Here is a 21,566-nt window from a genome sequence, read left to right on the forward strand (position 1 = left end):
TGCCGAATCAGAGGGAAAACACTCACTGTCAATTCATTAAAGACATACTTTATTATTCGGGTGCTTTCAGCCTCGCGACCCTGCCATGCCCACCTCCCGCGCTCCGCTCCGATCCACCGCCTGGTTCGGCACGGCCGACAAGAACGGCTTCATGTACCGCAGCTGGATGAAGAACCAGGGCATCCCGGACCACGAGTTCCAGGGCAAGCCGATCATCGGCATCTGCAACACCTGGTCGGAGCTGACGCCCTGCAACGCGCACTTCCGCCAGCTCGCCGAGCGCGTGCGGCGCGGCGTGTTCGAGGCCGGCGGATACCCGGTCGAGTTCCCGGTGTTCAGCAACGGCGAGTCGAACCTGCGGCCGACCGCGATGTTCACGCGCAACCTCGCGAGCATGGATGTCGAGGAGGCGATCCGCGGCAACCCGATCGACGCGGTCGTGCTGATGGTCGGCTGCGACAAGACGACGCCGGCGCTGCTGATGGGCGCCGCGAGTTGCGATGTGCCGGCCATCTGCGTGACCGGCGGGCCGATGCTCAACGGCAAGCACGGCGGCCGGGACATCGGCTCGGGCACCGCCGTCTGGCAGCTCTCCGAGCAGGTCAAGGCCGGCACGATCACGTTGCACGAGTTCATGTCGGCCGAATCGGGCATGTCGCGCTCGGCCGGCACCTGCAACACGATGGGCACGGCCTCGACGATGGCCTGCATGGCCGAGGCGCTCGGCGTCTCGCTGCCGCACAACGCGGCGATCCCGGCGGTCGACGCGCGGCGCTATGTGCTCGCGCACATGTCGGGCATGCGCATCGTGCAGATGGCGCTCGAAGGGCTGAACCTGTCGAAGATCCTGACGCGCGAAGCGTTCGAGAACGCGATCCGCGTCAACGCGGCGATCGGCGGCTCGACCAACGCGGTGATCCACCTGAAGGCGATCGCCGGCCGCATCGGCGTGCCCCTCGAGCTCGAGGACTGGACGCGTGTCGGCAAGGGCATGCCGACCTTGGTCGACCTGATGCCCTCGGGCCGCTTCCTGATGGAGGAGTTCTACTACGCCGGCGGCCTGCCCGCGGTGCTGCGCCGCATGGGCGAGGCCGGCCTGCTGCCGCACCCCGAAGCGCTGACCGCCAACGGCATGAGCCTGTGGGACAACGTCAAGGACGCACCGATGCTCAACCCCGAGGTGATCCGCCCGCTCGACAAGCCGCTCGTCGCCGACGGCGGCATCTGCGTGCTGCGCGGCAACCTCGCACCGAACGGCGCGGTGCTGAAGCCCTCGGCCGCCACCGCGGCGCTGCTGCAGCACCGCGGCCGCGCGGTCGTGTTCGAGAGCCTGGCCGACTACAAGGCGCGCATCAACGATCCCGAACTCGAGGTCACGAAGGACTCGGTGCTGGTGCTGAAGAACTGCGGCCCGCGCGGCTACCCCGGCATGGCCGAGGTCGGCAACATGGGCCTGCCGCCCAAGCTGCTCGCGCAGGGCGTGACCGACATGGTGCGCATCTCGGATGCCCGCATGAGCGGCACCGCCTACGGCACCGTGGTGCTGCATGTCGCGCCCGAGGCGCGCGCCGGCGGGCCGCTCGCGGTCGTGCAGGAAGGCGACTGGATCGAGCTCGACTGTGCGAACGGCCGCCTGCACCTCGACGTCGGCGAGGCCGAACTGCGGGCGCGGCTGGCCGCGTGGGCCGCCGCGAAGACCGTCGACCCGGCCGACGGGACCGGCTACCGCAAGCTGTATGTCGAGCACGTGCTGCAGGCGGACGAAGGCTGCGACTTCGACTTCCTGGTCGGCTGCCGCGGCGCGGCCGTGCCGCCGCACTCCCACTGACACGCCCCTGAACTCCCGGACTTCCGTTTCGCCCGCCATGACCACAGCACCACGCTACCGCGGCGTCTTCCCCGTCGCGCCGACCCCCTTCACCGAATCCGGCGAGCTCGATCTGGCGAGCCAGAAGCGCTGCATCGACTTCATGATCGACGCCGGCTCGGACGGCATCTGCATCCTCGCGAACTTCTCCGAGCAGTTCGTGCTGTCGGACGCCGAGCGCGAGCTGCTGACGAAGACGATCATCGAGCACGTCGCCGGCCGCGTGCCGGTGATCGTCACGACGACGCACTTCAGCACCCGCGTGTGCATCGAGCGCAGCCGCCGCGCGCAGGCGATGGGCGCCGCGATGGTGATGGTGATGCCGCCGTACCACGGCGCGACGATCCGCGTGCCAGAGGCGCAGACCTTCGAGTTCTTCGCGGCGCTGTCCGACGCGTTGACGATTCCGATCATGATCCAGGACGCACCCGTCAGCGGCACCGTGCTGAGCGCGGCCTTCCTCGCACGGATGGCCGTCGAGATCGAGCACGTCGCCTACTTCAAGATCGAGACGCCGGGCGCGGCCTCGAAGCTGCGCGAGTTGCTGCGCCTCGGCGGCGGCGCGATCGAGGGCCCGTGGGACGGCGAGGAGGCGATCACGCTGCTGCCCGACTTCGACGCCGGCGCGACCGGCTCCATGACCGGCGGCGCCTACCCGGACGGCATCCGCCGCATCGTCGACGCCTATGCCGCAGGTCGGCGCGAAGAAGCGATCGGTGAATACGCGCGTTGGCTGCCGCTGATCAATTGCGAGAATCGCCAGGGCGGTCTGCTCTCGGCGAAGGCCTTGATGCGCGAGGGCGGCGTGATCGCCTGCGAAGCCCCGCGCCATCCTTTCCCCGCGATGCACCCCGCGACGCGTGCCGGACTGATCGAGACCGCGCGCCGGCTCGATCCGCTGGTGCTGCGCTGGGCGCACTGAACCCGTTCCATCAAAACCACGAAGGAGACCGACCCATGAAGTTCATCAAGACCCTCACGATCGTCGCGGCCTGCAGCGCCCTGCTGCTCGGCGGCGCGGCGCAGGCGCAGGACAAGGGCACGGTCGGCGTCTCGATGCCGACCAAGTCGTCGGCGCGCTGGATCTCCGACGGCGACAGCATGGTCAAGGCGCTGAAGGACAAGGGCTACAAGGCCGATCTGCAATACGCCGACGACGACATCCCGAACCAGCTCGCGCAGGTCGAGAACATGATCACGAAGAAGGTCAAGGTGCTCGTGATCGCCGCGATCGACGGCACGACCTTGTCGAACGCGCTGCAGAAGGCGGCCGACAACGGCATCAAGGTCATCGCCTACGACCGGCTCATCAAGGGCTCGAAGAACGTCGACTACTACGCGACCTTCGACAACTTCCAGGTCGGCGTGCTGCAGGCGAACTCGATCGTCGACAAGCTCGGCCTCAAGCAGGGCAAGGGCCCGTTCAACATCGAGCTGTTCGGCGGCTCGCCGGACGACAACAACGCGTTCTTCTTCTACGACGGCGCAATGTCGGTGCTCAAGCCCTATATCGACAGCGGCAAGCTCGTCGTGCGCAGCAAGCAGATGGGCATGGACAAGGTCGGCACGCTGCGCTGGGACGGCGCGGTCGCGCAGGCGCGCATGGACAACCTCTTGAGCGCGTTCTACGGCAACGCCCGCGTCGACGCGGTGCTCTCGCCGTACGACGGCCTGTCGATCGGCATCCTGTCTTCGCTGAAGGGCGTGGGCTACGGCACGCCGAAGCAGCCGATCCCGGTCGTCTCGGGGCAGGATGCCGAGGTCGCGTCGGTCAAGTCCATGCTGCGCGGCGAGCAGAGCTCGACCGTGTTCAAGGACACGCGCGAGCTCGCCAAGGTCACCGTGACGATGATCGACGAGATGCTCAGCGGCAAGAAGGTCGACATCAACGACACCAAGACCTACAACAACGGCGTCAAGGTCGTGCCCTCGTACCTGCTGAAGCCGGTCAGTGTCGATGTCTCGAACTGGAAGCCGGTGCTGATCGACAGCGGCTACTACAAGGAATCGCAGGTCAAGTAGAGCTCGCGATGAATCTTTTGGAGATGAAGGGCATCACGAAGCGCTTTCACGGCGTGACGGCGCTCAGTGATGTGAACCTCGCGGTGCGCGCGGGTGAGATTCACGCGGTCGTCGGCGAGAACGGCGCCGGCAAATCGACCTTGATGAAGGTGCTCAGCGGCGTGTTCGCGCACGGGGAATACGACGGCGCGATCCACTTCGAGGGCCAGGAGCGGCAGTTCGGCGGCATCCACGACAGCGAGCGCGCCGGCATCATCATCATTCACCAGGAGCTCGCGCTGGTGCCGCTGCTGTCGATCGCCGAGAACATCTTTCTCGGCAACGAGCCATCGCGCCTCGGCGTGATCGACTGGTTCGCGGCCTATGCGAAGACGCAGGCCCTGCTGCGCAAGGTCGGGCTGAACGAGCGCCCGAGCACGCTGATCACCGACATCGGCGTGGGCAAGCAGCAACTCGTCGAGATCGCGAAGGCGCTGTCGAAAGAAGTCAAGCTGCTGATCCTCGACGAGCCGACCGCGAGCCTGAACGAGACCGACAGCGACGCGCTGCTCGCGCTGCTGCTGGAGCTGAAGGCGCAGGGCATCGCCTGCATCCTGATCTCGCACAAGCTGAACGAGATCGCGAAAGTCGCCGACACGATCACCGTGATCCGCGACGGCAGCACGGTGCGCAGCTTCGACTGCCGCGCCGGCGCGGTCAGCGAAGACGACGTGATCCAGGCGATGGTCGGCCGCCTGCTGGCCGACCGCTACCCGAAGCGCACGCCGCAGATCGGCGAGACGGTGTTCGAGGTCCGCGACTGGCAGGTGCATCACCCGGAGCACGCCGACCGCCTCGTGATCAAGGGCGTGAACCTGTTTGCCCGACGCGGCGAGATCGTCGGCATCGCCGGGCTGATGGGCGCCGGGCGCACCGAGTTCGCGATGAGCGTGTTCGGCAAGTCGTATGGCCGCAAGATCAGCGGCCGGGTGCTGCTGCATGGCCGCGAGGTCGACGTGGGCACGATCGAGAAGGCGATCCGCCACGGCATCGCCTACGTCACCGAAGACCGCAAGGGTTGCGGGCTGGTGCTGGACGACGATATCCAGCGCAACGTCACGCTCGCGAATCTGGCCGGCGTGTCGAATGCGGCGACGGTGATCGACGACGGGCGCGAGTTCAAGGTCGCGAACGAGTACCGGCAGAAGCTGCGCATCCGCTGCGCGAACGTGTTCCAGCAGGTCGTGAACCTGTCGGGCGGCAACCAGCAGAAGGTCGTGCTCGCGAAGTGGCTGTTCGCGAACCCGGAAGTGCTGATCCTCGACGAGCCGACGCGCGGCATCGATGTCGGCGCGAAGTTCGAGATCTACACGCTGATGGCCGAGCTCGCTGCGGCCGGCAAGTGTGTCGTGATGATCTCGTCGGAGATGCCCGAGCTGCTGGGCATGTGCGACCGGATCTATGTGATGAACGAAGGGCGCTTCGTCGGCGAATTCGCCGGCGCCGAGGCGTCGCAGGAGAAGATCATGCGTTCCATCGTGACCGCGGGGGCCGCGTGATGGCCGGGCCCGCCGCGACCTCCACCTCGGCCGCCGCCCCGGCCGCCGCAGCGACATCCGCGAAGCCCGCGCACCCCTACGCGGGCTACCTGAAGAACAACCTGCGCGAATACGGCATGCTGATCTCGCTGGTCGCGATCATGGCGTTCTTCGAGTACGTGACCGGCGGCACGCTGCTCGAGCCGCTGAACCTGACGAACCTGGTGCTGCAGAACAGCTACATCGTCATCATGGCGCTGGGCATGCTGCTCGTGATCGTCGCCGGGCACATCGATCTGTCGGTCGGCTCGGTGGTCGGCTTCATCGGCGCGCTCGCGGCGGTGCTGATGGTGCATTACGACTGGCATTTCGTGCCGGCCACGCTGGTGTGCGTGCTTGCCGGCGCGGCCATCGGCGCGGCGCAGGGCTGGTTCGTCGCGTTCTTCCGCATCCCGTCGTTCATCGTCACGCTGGCCGGCATGCTGGTGTTCAAGGGCTTGAGCCTGGCGCTGCTGCAAGGGCAGTCGGTCGGGCCGTTCCCGCCGACCTTTCAGCTGCTGAGCTCGGGCTTCATCCCCGACTGGCTCGACGGCGAGTCGATGCGCACGACCTCGCTGCTCGCCGGCATCGGGGTCGCGTTCGCGCTGATCGTCGCGAAGCTGCGCGAGCGCGCGAACCAGAAACTCCATGGCATGGAGGCCGAGCCCTACCCGTTCTTCGTCGCGAAGAACCTGGTCTTCGTCGCGATCATCGTCGCGTTCGGCTGGAAGCTCGCGTCGTACAAGGGCCTGCCGAACGTGCTGGTCATCATGACGCTGCTGATGCTGTTCTATGACTTCGTCACGACGCGCACGACGATCGGCCGGCGCATCTACGCGCTCGGCGGCAACGAGAAGGCGGCGCGGCTGTCGGGCGTGAAGACGCAGTGGCTGTCGTTCGCGACCTTCGTCAACATGGGCGTGCTCGCCGCGGTCGCCGGGCTCGTGTTCGCCGCGCGCCTGAACACCGCGACGCCGAAGGCCGGCACCGGCTTCGAGCTCGACGTCATCGCCGCGTGTTTCATCGGCGGCGCGTCGGCATCGGGTGGCGTCGGCAAGGTGCTCGGTGCGGTGATCGGCGCGTTCGTGATGGGCGTTATGAACAATGGCATGTCGATCCTGGGCATCGGGATCGACTACCAGCAGGTCATCAAGGGCCTGGTGCTGCTCGCGGCGGTCTTCGTCGATGTCTACAACAAGAGCAAGAGTTGAGCGCAGCGATGAAAAGGGCCGAGCGCCGGGCAAGGGCCACGAAGGGGCCCCTTCGTGGCCCAACCAAGCCGGCCCGCATCCCCCCGGGGGATCGGCCGACGTACGCGTCGGACGAGGGGCGCCAATGATTTCCGGGCATCGTGACTATCGGCAGCCGCCCGAGCGCAAGAGCATGCACGCGCGCATCGTGCGCGACCTGGGCATGCGCATCGTCGCGGGCGAGTTCGAGCCGGGCGACCGGCTGCCGTCGGAGGCCGTGCTGCTGGCCGACTACGCGGTCAGCCGGCCGGTGCTGCGCGAGGCCACGCGCGTGCTCGTCGCGAAGGGACTGGTGTTGTCGCGCCAGCGCGCCGGCGCCACCGTGCGGCCGCGCAGCGAGTGGCACCTGCTCGACCCCGACGTGCTGTACTGGCTGATCCAGACCCAATCGCCGCCGGCATTCGTCGAGACGCTGTTGACCGCGCGCCGCGTGTTCGAACCGGCCACCGCCGCGCTGGCGGCGAAGGTCGCGAGCGATTCGGCGCTGAAGGGCATCGCCGAGGCCTACGCCCGCATGGAAGCCGCGCGCACGCCCGAAGAACTGCTCGAGCCCGACCTGGCGTTTCATCGCCGCATCGCCGAGGCCACGAACAACGACCTGCTGGCCTACATCGGCAACATGCTGTCGCTGGCGCTGCGCGAATCGATCAAGCTCAGCAGCCTGCACCCGAACACGCACGCGCTGTCGCTGCCGCGGCACAAGGCGATCCTGACCGCGCTGCTGAACCGCGACCCGCTCGCGGCGCAGCAGGCGACGCTGGTGCAGCTGAAGGAGACGCGCGAGGACCTGAGCGAGGTGCTCGAGTCGGGGCAAGGGTTGATGTGATCGACTCGACTTCGGCCTAAGCGCCGAACGTACCCGCCGGCAGGCCGGGCTCGCCGACCTCGACAGCGAACACCGCTCCGGCCAACGGCTCGCCTGCGATCTGCTCGGCCGACAGCCCGAAGCGCGCGCTCGTGATGTACAGCGTGCGCAGCTCGGGCCCGCCGAACGTGCAGTTCGTGATGTGGCGCGTCGGCAGTTCGACGCGGCCGAGTTCGGCGCCGCTGAGCGGATCGTGGCAGCTGACGCAGGCGCCGCCCCAGTGCGCGAGCCACAGGCGGCCGGCGGCGTCGGTCGTCATGCCATCGGGCAGGCCATCGCCGCGGGCGAACGCGAGCCACTCGCGCCGGTTCGACAATGCGCCCGACGCGGCATCGAAGTCGAACGCGTGGACGCGGCCGTTGACGGTGTCGTTGAAGTACATCGTGCGCTCATCAAGCGACCAGGTCGGGCCGTTGGTGACCGCGAAGCCGATCTCGTGCCGCACGCACTGGCCGTCGGGGTCGTAGCGATACAGCGCGCCGGTCGGCGCCTCGCAGCCGAAGTCCATCGTGCCGCCCCAGAAGCGGCCGCGGCGATCGCACTTGCCATCGTTGAAGCGGTTGCCCGCCGGCTCGGCGGGCGGGCGATGCAGCCAGCGCGGCGCGGCATCGGGCGCGTCCGGATCGAACAGCGCGTAGCCGCGGCGCAGCGTCACGATCAGGCCCGGTGCGTCGCGGCGCTCGGCAACCGCGGAGATCTCTTCGTCGAACTGCCAGCTGCTGCGCGCGCCATCGGCCGGGCGATGGCGGTACAGGCGGCGCTCCAGGATGTCGACCCACCACAGTGCCTGCGTGCGCGGCGACCAGCACAGGCCTTCGCCGAGCGTGGCGCCCGCGTCCCAGACACAACGCGGCGCGCCGTGCAGTGTCGGCATCGCCAGGGCGGCGGGAGCATGGTGCACCCTACGGCCTTCGGCCGGTCCCGCCGAGCGGGATTGAGCCTCTTCGGGCGGCCGGGCGAGGCTCACGCGCACGCCGCCATCACCTGCGCGACCGCCGCGGTCAGCTTCTTGCCGTACGGCACATGCAGGAACTCGTTCGGCCCGTGCGCGTTGCTCTTCGGGCCGAGCACGCCGCAGACCATCATCTGCGCGGCCGGGAAGCTCTGCTGCAGCAGGCTCATCAGCGGGATCGTGCCGCCCTGGCCGATGTAGCCGCAGGGCGCACCGTAGTGCGCCTGCGAGGCGCGGTCGAGCGCATCGGCGAGCCAGGGCGCGAGGCTCGGCGCGTTCCAGCCGGTCGCACCATGGGCCCCGGCGCGGCCATCGGGCGCGAACGTGACCTTCGCGTTGTACGGCGCGTTGTCTTCGAGCAGCGTCTTCAGGCGCAGCGCGGCCTCGTGGCCCTCGACCAGCGGCGGCAGCCGCAGGCTGAGCTTGAACGCGGTGTACGGGCGCAGCACGTTGCCGGCGTTGCCGAGCTCCGGGAAACCATCGGCGCCGGTCACGCTCAAGGTCGGCTTCCAGGTCCGGTTCAGCAGCGCCTGCGTCGGGTCGGTCGTGGTCGGCAGCGTCGCAGCGCCGTCGGCGCCGCAGGCCCACGGGAAGCGCTTCCAGACCTCGTCGCCGAGGATCGCGGCGGTCGCGCGCGTCTGCGCGACGCGGTCGGCCGGAATCTCGCAATGAAAGCTCTGCGGCAGCAGCTCGCCGGTCTGGCTGTCCTCGAGCCGGTCGAGCACCTGGCGCAGGATGCGGAAGCTCGACGGCACGAGGCCGCTCGAATCGCCCGAGTGCACGCCCTCGGTCAGGATCTCGACCTTCAGCACGCCGCTGACCATGCCGCGCAGGCTGGTCGTGAGCCACAGCTGGTCGTAGTTGCCGGCGCCGCTGTCGAGGCAGACGACGAGCCCGACCTGGCCGAGCCGCGGCTTCAGCGCATCGATGTAGGCCGGCAGGTCGAACGAGCCGCTCTCCTCGCAGCTCTCGATGATGCCGACGCAGCGCGGCCGCGGGATGCCCTGCCGGTCGAGCGCGATGATCGCGGTCAGCGCGGCATAGACCGCGTAGCCGTCGTCGGCGCCGCCGCGGCCGTAGAGCAGGCCGTCGATGTACTTCGGCGACCACGGCCCGAGGTCGTTGCGCCAGCCGTTGAACTCGGGTTGCTTGTCGAGGTGGCCGTAGAGGCAGATCGTCGCGGCGTCGGGCTCGTTGCCGCCGGACCGGGTCGCCGGCACCTCGAAGAAGATCACCGGCGTGCGGCCCTCGATGCGCACGACCTCGAGCTTCAGGCCCGCGACCTTCTTGCTCTCGACCCAGGCCGCGGCGTCGCGGATCACCTTCTCGATGTGGCCGTGCTGGGCCCAGTCGGCATCGAACATCGGGCTCTTCGCGGGAACCGCGATGTAGTTCGTGACCAGCGGGACGATCTCGTCGTCCCAGGTCTGGTTCGCGAAGCGCGCGATCGCGTCGGCTTCGTCGGGCTGCACCGGCAGCATGGGGTCGCGTGCGTTCATCGGGCTCGTCCTTCGGCAACGGGAGCCGGCAGTGTAGAACCTGGGCGTTCCCGATCGGCGGCCGGGGAGACTCGGCGGTCGCTTCAGAGCCAGGCCGCGAGCACCGCGAACACCTGTGCCTGCTCGGGCTCGTTGAAGATCTCGTGGTACAGCGGCGCGAAGACCTGTGTCGTCACCCGCGCCGGCGGTGCTGCCGCCGCGAACGCGGCGCTGCCGGCCGGCGCGACGCAGCGGTCGCTGCCGGCGTAGAGCAGCAGCGTCGGCACGTGCCACCGCGCCGCCTGCGCCTGCACGAACGCACCGGCGTCGACGATGAAGCGCGCGAGGCGCGGCGTGACGCGGTCGTGCACCAGCGGGTCGTCGACGTAAGCCTGCACGACCGCCGGATCGCGCGAGATCCACGCGGGCTTCAGGCCGTTGCCGACCGCGAGCTTCGGCGCGAGCGAGCCGAGCAGCGCGAGCAGCAGCTTCTGCGCGCCGCTCATCCCGGCATCGAGCGCCGGCGACGACAGCACCAGCGCATCGACCGGCCGATGCCAGGACGGCAGCGGCGACGTCAGCCCGCCCGCGACCATGCGTGCCGCGATCAGCCCGCCCAGGCTGTGGCCGAGCAGCACCAGCGGCCCGGGGCGGCGCCGGCGCACGTCGTCGATCACCAGCGCGAGGTCGTGCAGCAGATCGTCGGGGTGGCCGATCGCACCCCGCGCACCCTCGCTCGTGCCGTGGCCGCGCTGGTCGTAGCCGACGACATGACGGCCCCCGCGCAGCAACTGCGCCGCGACATGCTCGTAGCGCCCGATGTGCTCGCCCAGCCCGTGCACGATCAGCACGGTACCGCGGGCCTCGGCGCAGGGCCACTCGCGCAGGTCGAGCTTCAGGCCATCGGCAGTGGTCAGGTGCGGCATCGGCGGCAGTGTAGGCTGTGGCCCCTCGCGCGGCATCCCGACGAACACCCATGAACGACTTCTTCACGCTGACCGTCGACGACCACGGCATCGCCCACCTGCAGCTGAACCGCCCGGAGCGGCTGAACACGATGGAACCAAAGTTCTTCCCGGCGCTGCGCGACGCGGTGCGCGCGCTGCACGACGCCGGCGACGCGCGCGCGCTCGTGATCTCGTCGACCGGCAAGCACTTCTGCGCCGGGATGGCGCTCGACGTGTTCGCCGGCGACGACGCGCTGCTCGTCACCGCGACCGCCCGCGCGCGCCTGAGCTTTCAGGAGTCGCTGCGCAAGCTGATCGACTGCTTCAGCGCGCTCGACGAAGCGCGCTTCCCGGTGATCTGCGCGATCCAGGGCGGCTGCATCGGCGGTGCGCTCGACCTGGCGACCGCCTGCGACATCCGCGTCTGCAGTGCCGACGCGTTCTTCACGGTGCAGGAGATCCAGATCGGCATGATGGCCGACCTCGGCGTGCTGCAGCGCCTCGCGAAGATCGTGCCGCCCGGCGTCGCGCGCGAGATGGCCTACACCGGCGAGCGCCTGAGTGCCGAGCGCGCGCTCGATGTCGGCCTCGTCAATGCGGTGCTGCCCGACGCCGACGCCACGCTGGCGCATGCGATGCGCCTCGCGCAGGCCATCGCCGCGAAGTCGCCGCTGGCGATCGCCGGCAGCAAGCTCGCGCTGAACCACGCGCGCGATCACGGCACCGCCGCGAGCCTGCAGCAGATGACGCTGCTGCAGAGCGCGATCTTCGACACCGACGAGATCGCGATCGCGATCCGCGCCTGGAAGGCGAAGGGCAACGCGACGTTCGATGCGCTGGCGCCGATCGTGAAGGTCTGAGACGACGGCGGCCGCGTCGGGGGGCCGCGATTCAAGCAGCCAATCCGGCTGCTCCGCAGCACACATTGCAGTCCGCGAACACTTGGCGCTGCGGTCGACTCATCCCCAACGAGTTGTACCGGTGACCACGAGTCGCTTGTAGGCCGGGCCGGCATCGGTCTGATCGTGCGGCGCAGAAAGCACTTTCTCCACGAGTTCGCCCCAGGCGCGATCGCTGCCGGACTTCGCAAGCTCGGCTTCGCGCAGTGTGATCAGATCTTCGATATCCGTCACGGTTCCGGGAGTCGCCCGGTCGGTCGATCGATGATGTGTGTGGCCCAGGTGAATCCCGATTCGTTCGCAGACGGATTTGAACACTTGCGACACGCGCGAGGAGGTGATCTCCATCGATTGGGCGAGTTCGACGGGCGTCATCCCGATACCGAGGTAGGAGTCGATGACCAGGCGCTCGCGCTCTGGCAGAGTCGCGAAGAACGTCTCGAGTCGCCGCATCAGCATGCCGGTATCGACACGCGCTTCGACCTCGTCCTTCGCCGTGGCTGGCTCGTGGACGGGCGACCGCATGTCGTCCGATTCGGCCTCTTCGGACAAGCTGGTCATCTGGCCTGAGCGCGCGGCAAGCTCCAGTTCGAAGATCTCCTTCGTGTCGATGCCGCAAGACTGGCTGAGCTCCGCCGCCGTGGGATCGGCGCCATGGCTGGCGCGCCAGCGCTCGGAGGCCACCTGAATGACCTTCACTTTGCGGCGCTGGGCGCGTCCGAGGTGATCCATCTGCCGCAACTCGTCGAGCATCGCGCCTTTGACGCGCATCCGCGCGTAGCGCACGAACGCTTCGTTCGCTTCCTCGGTCTCACGGTCGCCCTCCCAGACGAACGTCATGGCGGCCTGCGCGACGCCGATCAGCCCGACCTGGATGAGATCGGCCTTCTCCACGTTCGATGGCAGGTATCGCATGAAGGCCTGCGCCTGTTTGCGAACCCACGATTGGTTGCGCAATATGAGAGACGACGGAACGCCCTGCATCGAGATCATGGTGGTTCAGTGTGGCGGTCTTTGCCTCAGCGCACAACTGCCTTGCGTAGCGACACCTGGTCAGGTTCGAACCAGCAGAGGGTGGGTCACTTTCCAGCGCGGCTCGCGAGGCGCGTCGTCGATCATGACCAGGACCGCCCGAAACCGACAGTCACCAGAATGTTCGACGCGAGTGTCAGCAGGCTCTGCTGCTTCGCGGGCTTGCTGCCGCGAGGTCGCGCAGCGTCAGCGCACTCAGATCTGCCACCGTTTCGCTTCGAACGTTCGACGTTGTCGGGGTCCCCACTGGCGTACGCAGCCGTTCCGGGTGAAACGGGTGCGACTCTCCACACTGCGGACAGTGGGCGACGGCTTCGTGGTAGACGTAGTCGCAGTCAGGACAGCACTCGGTGCCGGAACACAGTTCCACGGCGGCCAGCTCGGCGAACACGGTTGGGCGCATGGCGGCAACTGTTGTCCGGCAGTTCGGGCAATCTTCGTGTGGGATCGGATGCTTGGCACAAAACATGATGAGCTCCAGTGCACTACCTGCATCATCCTCGCGTCGCGGCTGATTCGATGGACCGAATAGAACGGGAAAGCATCCCCACTTGCGGCGCAGCGCGATACCGGCCTGTAAGCTTTTACAGGTGCGCAATCGATCGCAGTCACGTAGAGTGCCATCGCACAGGTTGATCACGATGAAACCCGTCCGGTTGATGCTCATCGATGCGGCAGATGCGACGCCGCAATACTTGCCCCTCGATCTGCTCCCGCGAGGTGAACACGTCCTCGTCGAGCATGCGGCTTCCGCCGAGGCCATCGCCCTGGCACTTCGCTGGTTCGAGCCGAACGTGATCTTGTCCGAGTTCAGTGTGGCGACGCTGCAAGGAATGCAGGCGCTGGAGCTGATAGATCGCCTTCGTCCTGACGTCCCGATCATCGTCATCAGCGAGGAGCACGACGAGCAACTGGAACTCGAAGCCCTGCGCGAGGGTGCGTTCGACTGCGTGCCCCGGAACGACAAGGCGCGGTTGCTCGCCGCCATGACGCATGCGTTGAGCGTGGTCCATGAACGACGCTTTCGTGCCGAGGCTGAACGCGCCTGGCAGGAGAGCGAGATTCGCTTTCGACTCTTCATGCAGCACGTGCCGGGCGCGGTCTACATGAAAGACCTCGATGGTCGCTTCACCTATGTCAATTCGGTCGCCAGGCGTGTGATCGGTCTGCCCGCAGGCCGGATCATTGGCCAGACGCTGCATCAGCTCTATCCCTCCGATGTGGCGGACCGCCTCGCCGCGAACGATGATCGGGCGCTGAAAGTCAGACAACCGATCGAGGCGATGGAGAAGGTGGATACGCCGAAAGGTACGCGGGTGTTCCGAAGCATCAAGTTTCCGATCATCGGATTGGACGGGCACGCGGTCATGACGGGCGGCATCTCCGTCGACGTGACGGAGGCGTCGTTCAACATGCCCACATAGGCCGCCAGCCCGGCCCGCAGGAGTGGTCAGGCTTCCGGATCGTCCATGAGCTCTCGGACTTCCTGAGCGCACCGGCAGGCGACCGCGATCTTCGCGGCCCATTCGAGCGCCGCCTCGCGCGAGGGCACCTGGATGATCGAGAACCCACCGATCACGGCCTTGGTCTCCGGGGACGGCCCATCGACGACCGCACCATCGGTGCCGACGATGCTCGCTCGCTGCTGCTGAACCCCGCCGCCATGGATCCAGACGCCAGCGTGCTTTGCCTCCCGTACCACCGCGTGCGCTGCCTCGCCGACGGCGGGCCACTGGTCATCGGGAATATGAGCCATCGCGCCATCATCGAATGAGATCAGATACCGAGTCACTTTGCCGCTCCCTTTCCGCCGCCAATCGGGCTACCTCTCACCAGTTCCACGGCCCCGAGTGGGGTCCTCGTCCGGGCCGCCGGGCGCTTGCATGACACCGTCCAAGGTCAAGAATGCATTCACGATGATCTTGGGCATATTTGTTCCTCCTTCATGAACGACGAACCGAGATCGCTCGAATCGACACTCGTCCTGGGGTGAAGCGCAAATTCTTGGCAGGATGCCTATCGGCGCCCAACCACTCTGCCGCTGGCCGGCCTGAAAACGGCCTTTGGCGACCGGCTGGAACTGGCCGGGACCGCCAGTTCGCGGTCATTGCCGAAAGCAGGCTCTCAGCCATCGAGATCACGAGCGGCTGCAGGCAGTGCCCGCCTAAAGGGAACCTGCCTGAAGACGCCGACGGGATCCGCAAGCGCCGACCTGGCGGCAATGGCTGGCGACTGCCGGCCTGATCGGTTCGGCGTGCGGACATCGAAGCTTTTGCGACCTGGATGGGGACGACGGGCTGAGCGGAGGGTCGCGGGCCGCAGCGATCTGCTCGACGCCCGGTGTTCGTCAGGTTTCGAGGTGGAGCGGCCCGCTGCTTCACGGCATAGACTCCGCCGGCACGTCAGGAGGCCTCATGCTCGTACTTCACGGTTCAGCCATCTCGAATTACTACAACAAGGTCAAGCTGGCACTGCTTGAAAAAGGTGTGCCTTTCGAGGAAGCCTACGCGGCCACACACAGCAGCGACGAGGCGGTGTTGTCTGCGTCGCCGCTGGGCAAGATTCCCTTCGTCACCACGCCTGAAGGTGGCTTGTGCGAGAGCCAGCCGCTTCTTGAATGGATCGAGGCGCGCTGGCCAACGCCGCCCTTGCTGCCGGCGGACCCTTTCGCGGCCGCGAAGGTCCGCGAGCTCACCACCTTCATCGACTGGCACCTGGAGATCGTCGCGCGCCAGCTCTATGGCAGTGCGTTCTTCGGAGCCGCGCCACTGAGCGAAGCCAATTCGGCCCGCGTCAAAAGGCAGTTGGTCGACAACATCGCAGCCTTCAAGCGGCTGGCCAAGTTCGCGCCGTTCGTTGCCGGCGACCAATTCACGCAGGCCGACTGCGCGGCCTTCAACCACCTGCCTCTGGTGGCCATGACGAGCAAGGCCGTGTACGGTGAAGATCTGCTGCAGGCCGCCGGCATCGACCATCGAGGCTACGGCAAGCTTATCGCGGAGCGGCCGACCGCTCAGAAGGTCGTGGCCGACCGCAAGGCTGTGCAGGCCAAGCTGTAAGCGTAAGGCGGTTCGCGTCGCACCGTTGACCGCGTCCGCCAGGTGGGGCCGGCATTCGGCTGGCATGTGGGGACTTTCCACCGACTCGCGCCGATACGGCGCTCAGGTCCCGAGCGGAACGGCCTTCACCAGCATGCGAGTCGCGTTCGATTCCTCCTCAATCGCACGGTCGAATCGGTCGAGGCCGACAGCGTTGAGCACGCGCTTGTAGTGTGCAACGACGGTCGGATCGAGCGCCGCGAGTCGTTGGCACGCAGCCATCGAGACTTCGTCCAGTTGATTGGACGGTACCACCCGGTGGGCCAGTCCCCAGTCGAAAGCCTGACGTGCACTGAACTCCTCGCCGAACAGCATCATGGCCTTGGCTCGCGACAGTCCGGCGACGGCTGGCAAAGTAGCCACGAGACCGCCGGTCACGAAAACGCCGATCGATGCCTCGGGCAGCTTGAACCTCGCATCGTCTGCAGCCACCACCACATCGGCGTCCATCATCCACTCGAATCCTGCGCCCACGGTCCAGCCGTGCACGGCCGCCACCACGGGCTTGGGGTGGCGCACGATGGCCACAGCAACGCCCTGGACCAGTTCGAGATCCCGCTCAGTGGGCGGTGCGCTGATATCGCGCCCCGCGCAAAAGGCCCGCCCATTTCCACGCAGGCGGATCACGCGCACGTCTGTGTCATTGGCTGCTGCCTGTAGCTCTCCGAGCAATGCGGCTGCCAAGGCGTTGTCGATCGCGTTGAGCTTCGCGGGGCGGTTCAGCGTCAACGTCAATACGCCTTTGTCGAGCGTCGAAAGCAGTGTCGGTTCCGCCATGCGCTCAGCGTAGCAGAACGCTGTCAAGCCAGCTCGGCGACAGTGCTCCCGCGCGGTGACGCAAAAGACTGCTGTCGCCAGCCGCGATCGGCGCGAGTCGACCCTGAGCGGTCCTCCGATACCACAGAGTGGTCGTCCGGAAAGCGGACCGTCGCCTAACGTTGCCAACAACCGGCCTGAGCCGGCGGCACGAAGTGCCGCTGCTGAGGGTCCGTGTTCATCGGCGGGTTAGAGAGCGTTGTCGACATCACTTGTCAGCCGCGCCGCGAAGTCCCGCTCTTTGAACCGCTGCCCTGATTAGTCCTTCGGCTTTCGCATCCTCAATGTACTTTCGCACGTAGGCGATTCCGGTCTCCCGGCCCTTCGGGAGTGCTATGGCAACTTCGTCCACACCAATCCGACCATCAAGAACCCGGGACCCGGGCATCTTGTCCGACAACCCGAACAGGTTTGCTTTATTGGCGGCGAAGACATCCGCCTTTCCGGACTTCAGCATTTCCTCCCCGGCGGGAACACTCGGACTCGCGATCACCGTGGCGTTCTTTATTGTGCGCGCCAAAAATGCGTTCACGGACCCGCCCTGCGGCGCACCGATGCGCGTTCCCGGTCGATCCACTGCGTCGATGCTCGAGATCGGAGAGCCGGCAGGAACGAGGTAGCCGTGCTCGATGACGAGAAACGGTGCAGTGAAATTCAAGACACGTTCGCGCTCTGGGGTTGGCCCAAAAAAGGTGAGGTCCCACTCGCCGGCCTTCAGGCCGTCCATGATGGCTCCTGGCGAGGGATACACCACGGGCTCGAATGGAACCCCGATGCGCCGGGCAAGCTCCTTGCCCAGATCGAACCCCACCCCCTTCGACTCGTCCTGCGTGGCACCGCGAATGATGGACGCGGGCGCCCCGAGATAGAGCCCTACACGGAGCTTGCCGGTTGGGGCCAGGGCCTGTCGCTCTTCCTGGCTAGGTGCGGAAGCGATACCCGCGCAACCTGCAATCAGAAGTCCAACTGCCGCAGCACTAAGCCAAGCAATCGTTCTCATTGCATCCTCCGTTGATGTTACGGTTGCTCTCTGAACGTCGGAGTCCAGCGGTCGCCGAAGGCGATCGGCTGCAACGACTGGTTGGCCTCGCATTATCCTCGCGAGTAGTTCCAAAAGAGGTGAGTGACCCACCGTCAGCCAAGACCGCTACAGTTTTTCCCGAAGGGAACTTGTGGCCGTTCGACCCATCTAGTTTGTGCCATTGCGCGCCGGAAGCATCGATACCGGGCGGCGCACTGGCCGGCGTCATTCGTGGTGACACCACGGGAATGTGCCCACAACTTGAGATGCCGGCTGCTAACAAGAAGCACAGCAGGGGGATGAAGCCGTACCACTTCTTGCGGGGTTGCGTGCAAGGAACCATATCTATCTCCTTCACTGCACATCTGCTAGACGCGCCGCGGCCGCCGCGCCCGACATTATGTAGGCGCGCAAGATGCCACCATGACTCCGCCTCGTTCTGCGCCCTATCAAGTCGGCTGCACCCCAACAAACGTGCCGCTCGGCGTGCCACCAGGTGCTAGCCCAGGCGATGACTACAGCTGAGCGATCCAAAGCGGCCGCTCATGGCCGTCCGTTTGTGGCCGGGAGTGTGAATTCCCGGTCAGGTCCGACAGCAGTCTCTCGATTCGGCGAGGACCGAACGGCCGTTCTTCAAGCGGACGAACTCAAGATCTCGACCCTGAGCGGTCACACAGGCTTGAATGACTCGAATGGGCTTCAGCCGAAGGCGCGCTTTCGCCGCTGCAGATCCGTTGCCGACCCCAAACTAGAGGTAGAGTCTTGAGACTTCAGCAACGCACCTTGATCTCTGCCATGTGATCCTCTGCGTGCCAAGGGTGCATCGATGATCTACCTGCGCGCCCTGCTCCTCACCGATGTTGTCGACAGTACCAAACTCTCGCTGCGCATCGGCGATGCAGAAATGGCCAGGCTGTGGGCCGCGCATGACCGCGCCGCACGCGACCTGCTGCCGGTCTGGCATGGGCGCGAGATCGACAAGACCGACGGTATGTTGCTGCTGTTCGACTCGGCTTCAGACGCGGTGTGCTATGCGCTGGCCTATCAGCAGGCACTGAACCGGCTCGTCTTACCGCTCAAGGCGCGCGCTGGATTGCATGTCGGCCCGGTCACGCTGCGCGAGAACAGCGCTTCCGACATCGCGCTGGGTGCCAAGCCGATCGAGGTCGAAGGTGTGGCCAAGGCGACCGCCGCACGCGTGATGTCGGTGGCCACGGGTGGGCAGATCCTTCTGTCGGCCGATGCCCGGCGATCGCTGAGCACAGAAGGGCTTCGGCTGCAATCGCACGGACACTGGCGCCTCAAGGGCCTGGATGAACCGATCGAGCTGTTCGAGATCGGCGACGACGACGCGGCTTTCATCCCGCCGCCCGATGGCGACAAGGCCTACCGTGTCGCGCGTCAGGGCGATCTCTGGATGCCGGTGCGCGAGATCCGGCATAGCCTGCCGGCCGAAAGCGACGCCTTCGTCGGCCGCGTCGATGCGCTGGCCGAGTTGTCCCACCGCATCCAGTCCGGCGCGCGCCTGGTGTCGGTGCTCGGTATCGGCGGCAGCGGCAAGACGCGCCTGGTGGCGCGCTATGGGTGGAGTTGGCTCGGTGAGTTCGCCGGCGGCGTCTGGTTCTGCGATCTGGCGAGCGCGCGCAGCGTCGACGGCATCGCAAGCGCCGTGGCGCAGGGGCTCGACGTTCCACTGGGCAGGGACGATCCGGTGGTGCAGATTGGCAACGCCATCGCCGGACGCGGTGCGTGCCTGGTGATCCTCGACAACCTCGAGCAGGTCGCGCGCCATGCCCCGCAGACCTTGGGTCACTGGCTGGCCCGCGCCGACCAGGCCCGCTTCGTGGTCACGACGCGTGAGGTGCTGGGACTGGCGGGCGAAGTGGTTCTGGCGCTGCCGCCGTTGCCGCCCGCAGAAGGTGCTGCGCTGTTCGTGCAGCGGGCCCAAGCGGCGAAGCCGGATTTCCAGCCGAATGCCGAGGACCAGGCGGCCATTGCACCGCTGGTGGCACTGCTCGATGGCCTGCCGCTGGCCATCGAATTGGCCGCTGCGCGTGTGCGGGTGATGCCGCCGCGCATGCTGCTGGCGCGCATGAGCGAGCGATTCAAGCTGCTCGCGTCCAAGGGCAGCCGGCTCGGGCGCCAATCGACCCTGCGCGCGGCCTTCGACTGGTCGTGGGACCTGCTGACGCCACCGGAGAAGGCGGCGTTGGCGCAACTGTCCGTGTTCGAGGGCGGCTTCACGCTCGAGGCAGCCGAAGGGGTGCTCGACCTGTCGGACTGCGACGATGCGCCGTGGACATTGGATGTCGTTCATTCTCTGGTCGACAAATCGTTCGTGCGCCCGCGCGACGACGACCGCTTCGACCTGCTCGTCAGCGTACAGGTCTACGCCGCCGAACACCTGCAGACCGAAGGGCACTATGCCGGCAGCGGACCGAGGGCGCTCGCCTCGGCCCGGTTGCGGCATGTGGCGTGGTTCGCGGCGCTGGGGCCGATTCGCGCCGCCGCGGGTCGCTGCGCTGATCTCGACAACCTCGTGGCTGCATGCCGGCGCGCGGTGGAACTCGGCGCCGGTGACCTGGCCACCGGTGCGCTGGAGGGCGCCTCGTCCGCACTGCATCTGCGGGGGCCCTTCGAGACCGGCGTCGAACTGGCCGAATCGGTGTGTGCCATGCCGGGGCTGAACGACCGAGCTGCGGCTCATGCGCAATCGGTGCTGGCCCATTCATTGGTGACATGCGGACGCTCGGGACCTGCGCGCGCGCTGTACGACACGGCACTGGCACGCGCCCGTGCCGCAGGCGATCGGCACTGCGAGGCGATGGTGACGTTCCGGCTCGGATCGCTGCACGAGAGCGCGGGCAGGATGCACGAGGCCCGCGCGCAGCACGTTGCAGCGACGCAGATGGCGCGCGAACTCGGCGATCCCCAGCTGGAGTGCCTGGCGAGCAACGCCCTGGGCACGATCGATGAAGTCGAAGGTCATACGGATCACGCGTCGTCGCACTACGAGCGCGCACTCGCGCTGGCTCGCGAGACGCATGACCTGCACATGCAGGGCAACCTGCTCGGCAACCTCGGCAAGCTGCACATGGAGGTAGGGCGCACGGACGAAGCGCAAGCCCGATGCGCGCAGTCCCTGGCGATCGCACGCGATACCGGCAATCGCCGGCTCGAGGGCCACATGTTGTGCAACCTCGGCATGCTGTACATCGTGCTGGAGCGTCCTGCCGAATCCGAAGCAGCGTCGAGGGCCGCGCTCGTCGTCGCGAGGGAACTCGGCAACGTGAGGCTCGAGGCCATCGTGCTCTGCAACCTCGGTATCGTGATCGAGCGCCAGGGACGCAGCGATGAGGCGCAGGCGAAATTCGAGGCTGCCGTGGGTCTCGCGCGCGAACTCGGCGATCCGATGGCAGAGGGCCAGTTCCTGAGCTACCTCGGGCTGCTGCACGCCCGCCAGGGCCGGCAAGACGAGGCACAAGCAAGTCTGGCGTCGAGCGAGACACTCCTTCGCTCGGTATCCGACGCGTTCGGTTTGGGTGTGCTGTTGACCAGCCGCGCCGAGGCTTATCACCTGGTGGGGGACGCTGCGGCGGCGACGGCATCGCTTGCAGCCGCGCAGACCATCTCAGCCGAGGTCGGTGCTGGTTCGGCGTCCGAGATTGGGCTTGCTCTCGCGCGTGTGCGCGCACTAATCGACGCCGAGGCTGATTCGGCAGCAATTCATCGACGAGGGGATTGAGTGATGAATGCTGCGCGC

Annotated in this window: 18 protein-coding genes; 10 read left to right on the plus strand and 8 right to left on the minus strand. The window is 66.9% G+C overall.

Features of this window, described 5'->3' with window-relative positions:
• Positions 1-85: 85 nt before the first annotated feature.
• From AC1DTW_RS15790 to AC1DTW_RS15815, 6 genes are all read left to right on the plus strand, one after another.
• Entirely contained in the window at positions 86-1,828 is a 1,743-nt protein-coding gene (locus AC1DTW_RS15790) for an IlvD/Edd family dehydratase (RefSeq protein WP_477982187.1), read from the plus strand.
• A 37-nt stretch (positions 1,829-1,865) separates the two neighbouring features.
• Positions 1,866-2,789, plus strand: coding sequence for a dihydrodipicolinate synthase family protein (locus AC1DTW_RS15795; RefSeq protein WP_477982188.1), 924 nt, complete (start codon positions 1,866-1,868; stop codon positions 2,787-2,789).
• Positions 2,790-2,824: 35 nt separating this feature from the next.
• On the plus strand, positions 2,825-3,889 hold the full coding sequence (gene chvE, locus AC1DTW_RS15800; protein ID WP_477982189.1) for a multiple monosaccharide ABC transporter substrate-binding protein: 1,065 nt from the start codon (positions 2,825-2,827) through the stop codon (positions 3,887-3,889).
• Positions 3,890-3,897: 8 nt separating this feature from the next.
• Positions 3,898-5,427, plus strand: a complete 1,530-nt coding sequence (mmsA, locus tag AC1DTW_RS15805) for a multiple monosaccharide ABC transporter ATP-binding protein (protein ID WP_477982191.1) — start codon at positions 3,898-3,900, stop codon at positions 5,425-5,427.
• Positions 5,427-6,656 carry a multiple monosaccharide ABC transporter permease gene (gene mmsB / locus AC1DTW_RS15810; RefSeq protein WP_477982192.1) on the plus strand — a complete coding sequence of 410 codons (1,230 nt, stop codon included), beginning with the start codon at positions 5,427-5,429 and terminating at the stop codon, positions 6,654-6,656. Before mmsA ends, mmsB begins: the two co-directional genes overlap by 1 nt.
• Before the next feature lie 124 nt (positions 6,657-6,780).
• Positions 6,781-7,521: a FadR/GntR family transcriptional regulator gene (locus AC1DTW_RS15815; RefSeq protein ID WP_477982193.1), complete on the plus strand. Its 741-nt coding sequence runs from the start codon at positions 6,781-6,783 to the stop codon at positions 7,519-7,521.
• Between the two features lie 16 nt (positions 7,522-7,537).
• Here AC1DTW_RS15815 and AC1DTW_RS15820 read toward each other — a convergent pair whose 3' ends face one another.
• The 3 genes from AC1DTW_RS15820 to AC1DTW_RS15830 all read right to left on the minus strand — a co-directional run bounded on the left by AC1DTW_RS15820 (position 7,538) and on the right by AC1DTW_RS15830 (position 10,916).
• Positions 7,538-8,434 carry an SMP-30/gluconolactonase/LRE family protein gene (locus AC1DTW_RS15820; protein ID WP_477982194.1) on the minus strand — a complete coding sequence of 299 codons (897 nt, stop codon included), beginning with the start codon at positions 8,432-8,434 and terminating at the stop codon, positions 7,538-7,540.
• An 89-nt stretch (positions 8,435-8,523) separates the two neighbouring features.
• A complete protein-coding gene (locus AC1DTW_RS15825; RefSeq protein WP_477982195.1) occupies positions 8,524-10,011 on the minus strand; it encodes a M20 family metallopeptidase in 1,488 nt (495 codons plus the stop codon).
• Between the two features lie 83 nt (positions 10,012-10,094).
• Positions 10,095-10,916 carry an alpha/beta hydrolase gene (locus AC1DTW_RS15830; protein WP_477982196.1) on the minus strand — a complete coding sequence of 274 codons (822 nt, stop codon included), beginning with the start codon at positions 10,914-10,916 and terminating at the stop codon, positions 10,095-10,097.
• A 50-nt stretch (positions 10,917-10,966) separates the two neighbouring features.
• Here AC1DTW_RS15830 and AC1DTW_RS15835 point away from each other — a divergent pair, with 50 nt between their 5' ends.
• Positions 10,967-11,797: an enoyl-CoA hydratase-related protein gene (locus AC1DTW_RS15835; RefSeq protein WP_477982197.1), complete on the plus strand. Its 831-nt coding sequence runs from the start codon at positions 10,967-10,969 to the stop codon at positions 11,795-11,797.
• A 99-nt stretch (positions 11,798-11,896) separates the two neighbouring features.
• Here AC1DTW_RS15835 and AC1DTW_RS15840 read toward each other — a convergent pair whose 3' ends face one another.
• Positions 11,897-12,829, minus strand: coding sequence for a sigma-70 family RNA polymerase sigma factor (locus tag AC1DTW_RS15840; protein WP_477982198.1), 933 nt, complete (start codon positions 12,827-12,829; stop codon positions 11,897-11,899).
• Positions 12,830-13,004: 175 nt separating this feature from the next.
• Positions 13,005-13,535, minus strand: a complete 531-nt coding sequence (locus AC1DTW_RS15845; protein WP_477982199.1) for a hypothetical protein — start codon at positions 13,533-13,535, stop codon at positions 13,005-13,007.
• Here AC1DTW_RS15845 and AC1DTW_RS15850 point away from each other — a divergent pair.
• Positions 13,510-14,292 carry a PAS domain-containing protein gene (locus AC1DTW_RS15850; protein WP_477982200.1) on the plus strand — a complete coding sequence of 261 codons (783 nt, stop codon included), beginning with the start codon at positions 13,510-13,512 and terminating at the stop codon, positions 14,290-14,292. The two genes, AC1DTW_RS15845 and AC1DTW_RS15850, sit on opposite strands and share 26 nt — an antisense overlap.
• Before the next feature lie 26 nt (positions 14,293-14,318).
• On the opposite strand, the gene AC1DTW_RS15855 is transcribed toward AC1DTW_RS15850, so the two are convergent.
• Positions 14,319-14,624: a YciI family protein gene (locus AC1DTW_RS15855; RefSeq protein WP_477982201.1), complete on the minus strand. Its 306-nt coding sequence runs from the start codon at positions 14,622-14,624 to the stop codon at positions 14,319-14,321.
• A gap of 658 nt (positions 14,625-15,282) precedes the next feature.
• Here AC1DTW_RS15855 and AC1DTW_RS15860 point away from each other — a divergent pair.
• On the plus strand, positions 15,283-15,927 hold the full coding sequence (locus AC1DTW_RS15860) for a glutathione S-transferase family protein (RefSeq protein ID WP_477982202.1): 645 nt from the start codon (positions 15,283-15,285) through the stop codon (positions 15,925-15,927).
• Between the two features lie 102 nt (positions 15,928-16,029).
• On the opposite strand, the gene AC1DTW_RS15865 is transcribed toward AC1DTW_RS15860, so the two are convergent.
• Together AC1DTW_RS15865 and AC1DTW_RS15870 are read right to left on the minus strand one after the other, a co-directional pair.
• Positions 16,030-16,743, minus strand: coding sequence for an enoyl-CoA hydratase/isomerase family protein (locus AC1DTW_RS15865; protein WP_477982203.1), 714 nt, complete (start codon positions 16,741-16,743; stop codon positions 16,030-16,032).
• A gap of 247 nt (positions 16,744-16,990) precedes the next feature.
• The gene (locus AC1DTW_RS15870; protein WP_477982204.1) at positions 16,991-17,782 is read right to left on the minus strand and encodes a transporter substrate-binding domain-containing protein; all 792 of its coding nucleotides are present in this window, start codon (positions 17,780-17,782) and stop codon (positions 16,991-16,993) included.
• An 847-nt stretch (positions 17,783-18,629) separates the two neighbouring features.
• On the opposite strand from AC1DTW_RS15870, the gene AC1DTW_RS15875 reads away from it, so the two are divergent.
• A complete protein-coding gene (locus AC1DTW_RS15875; RefSeq protein ID WP_477982205.1) occupies positions 18,630-21,548 on the plus strand; it encodes a tetratricopeptide repeat protein in 2,919 nt (972 codons plus the stop codon).
• The last annotated feature ends 18 nt before the right edge of the window (positions 21,549-21,566 follow it).

Source organism: Rhizobacter sp. P5_A1, assembly GCF_056400745.1.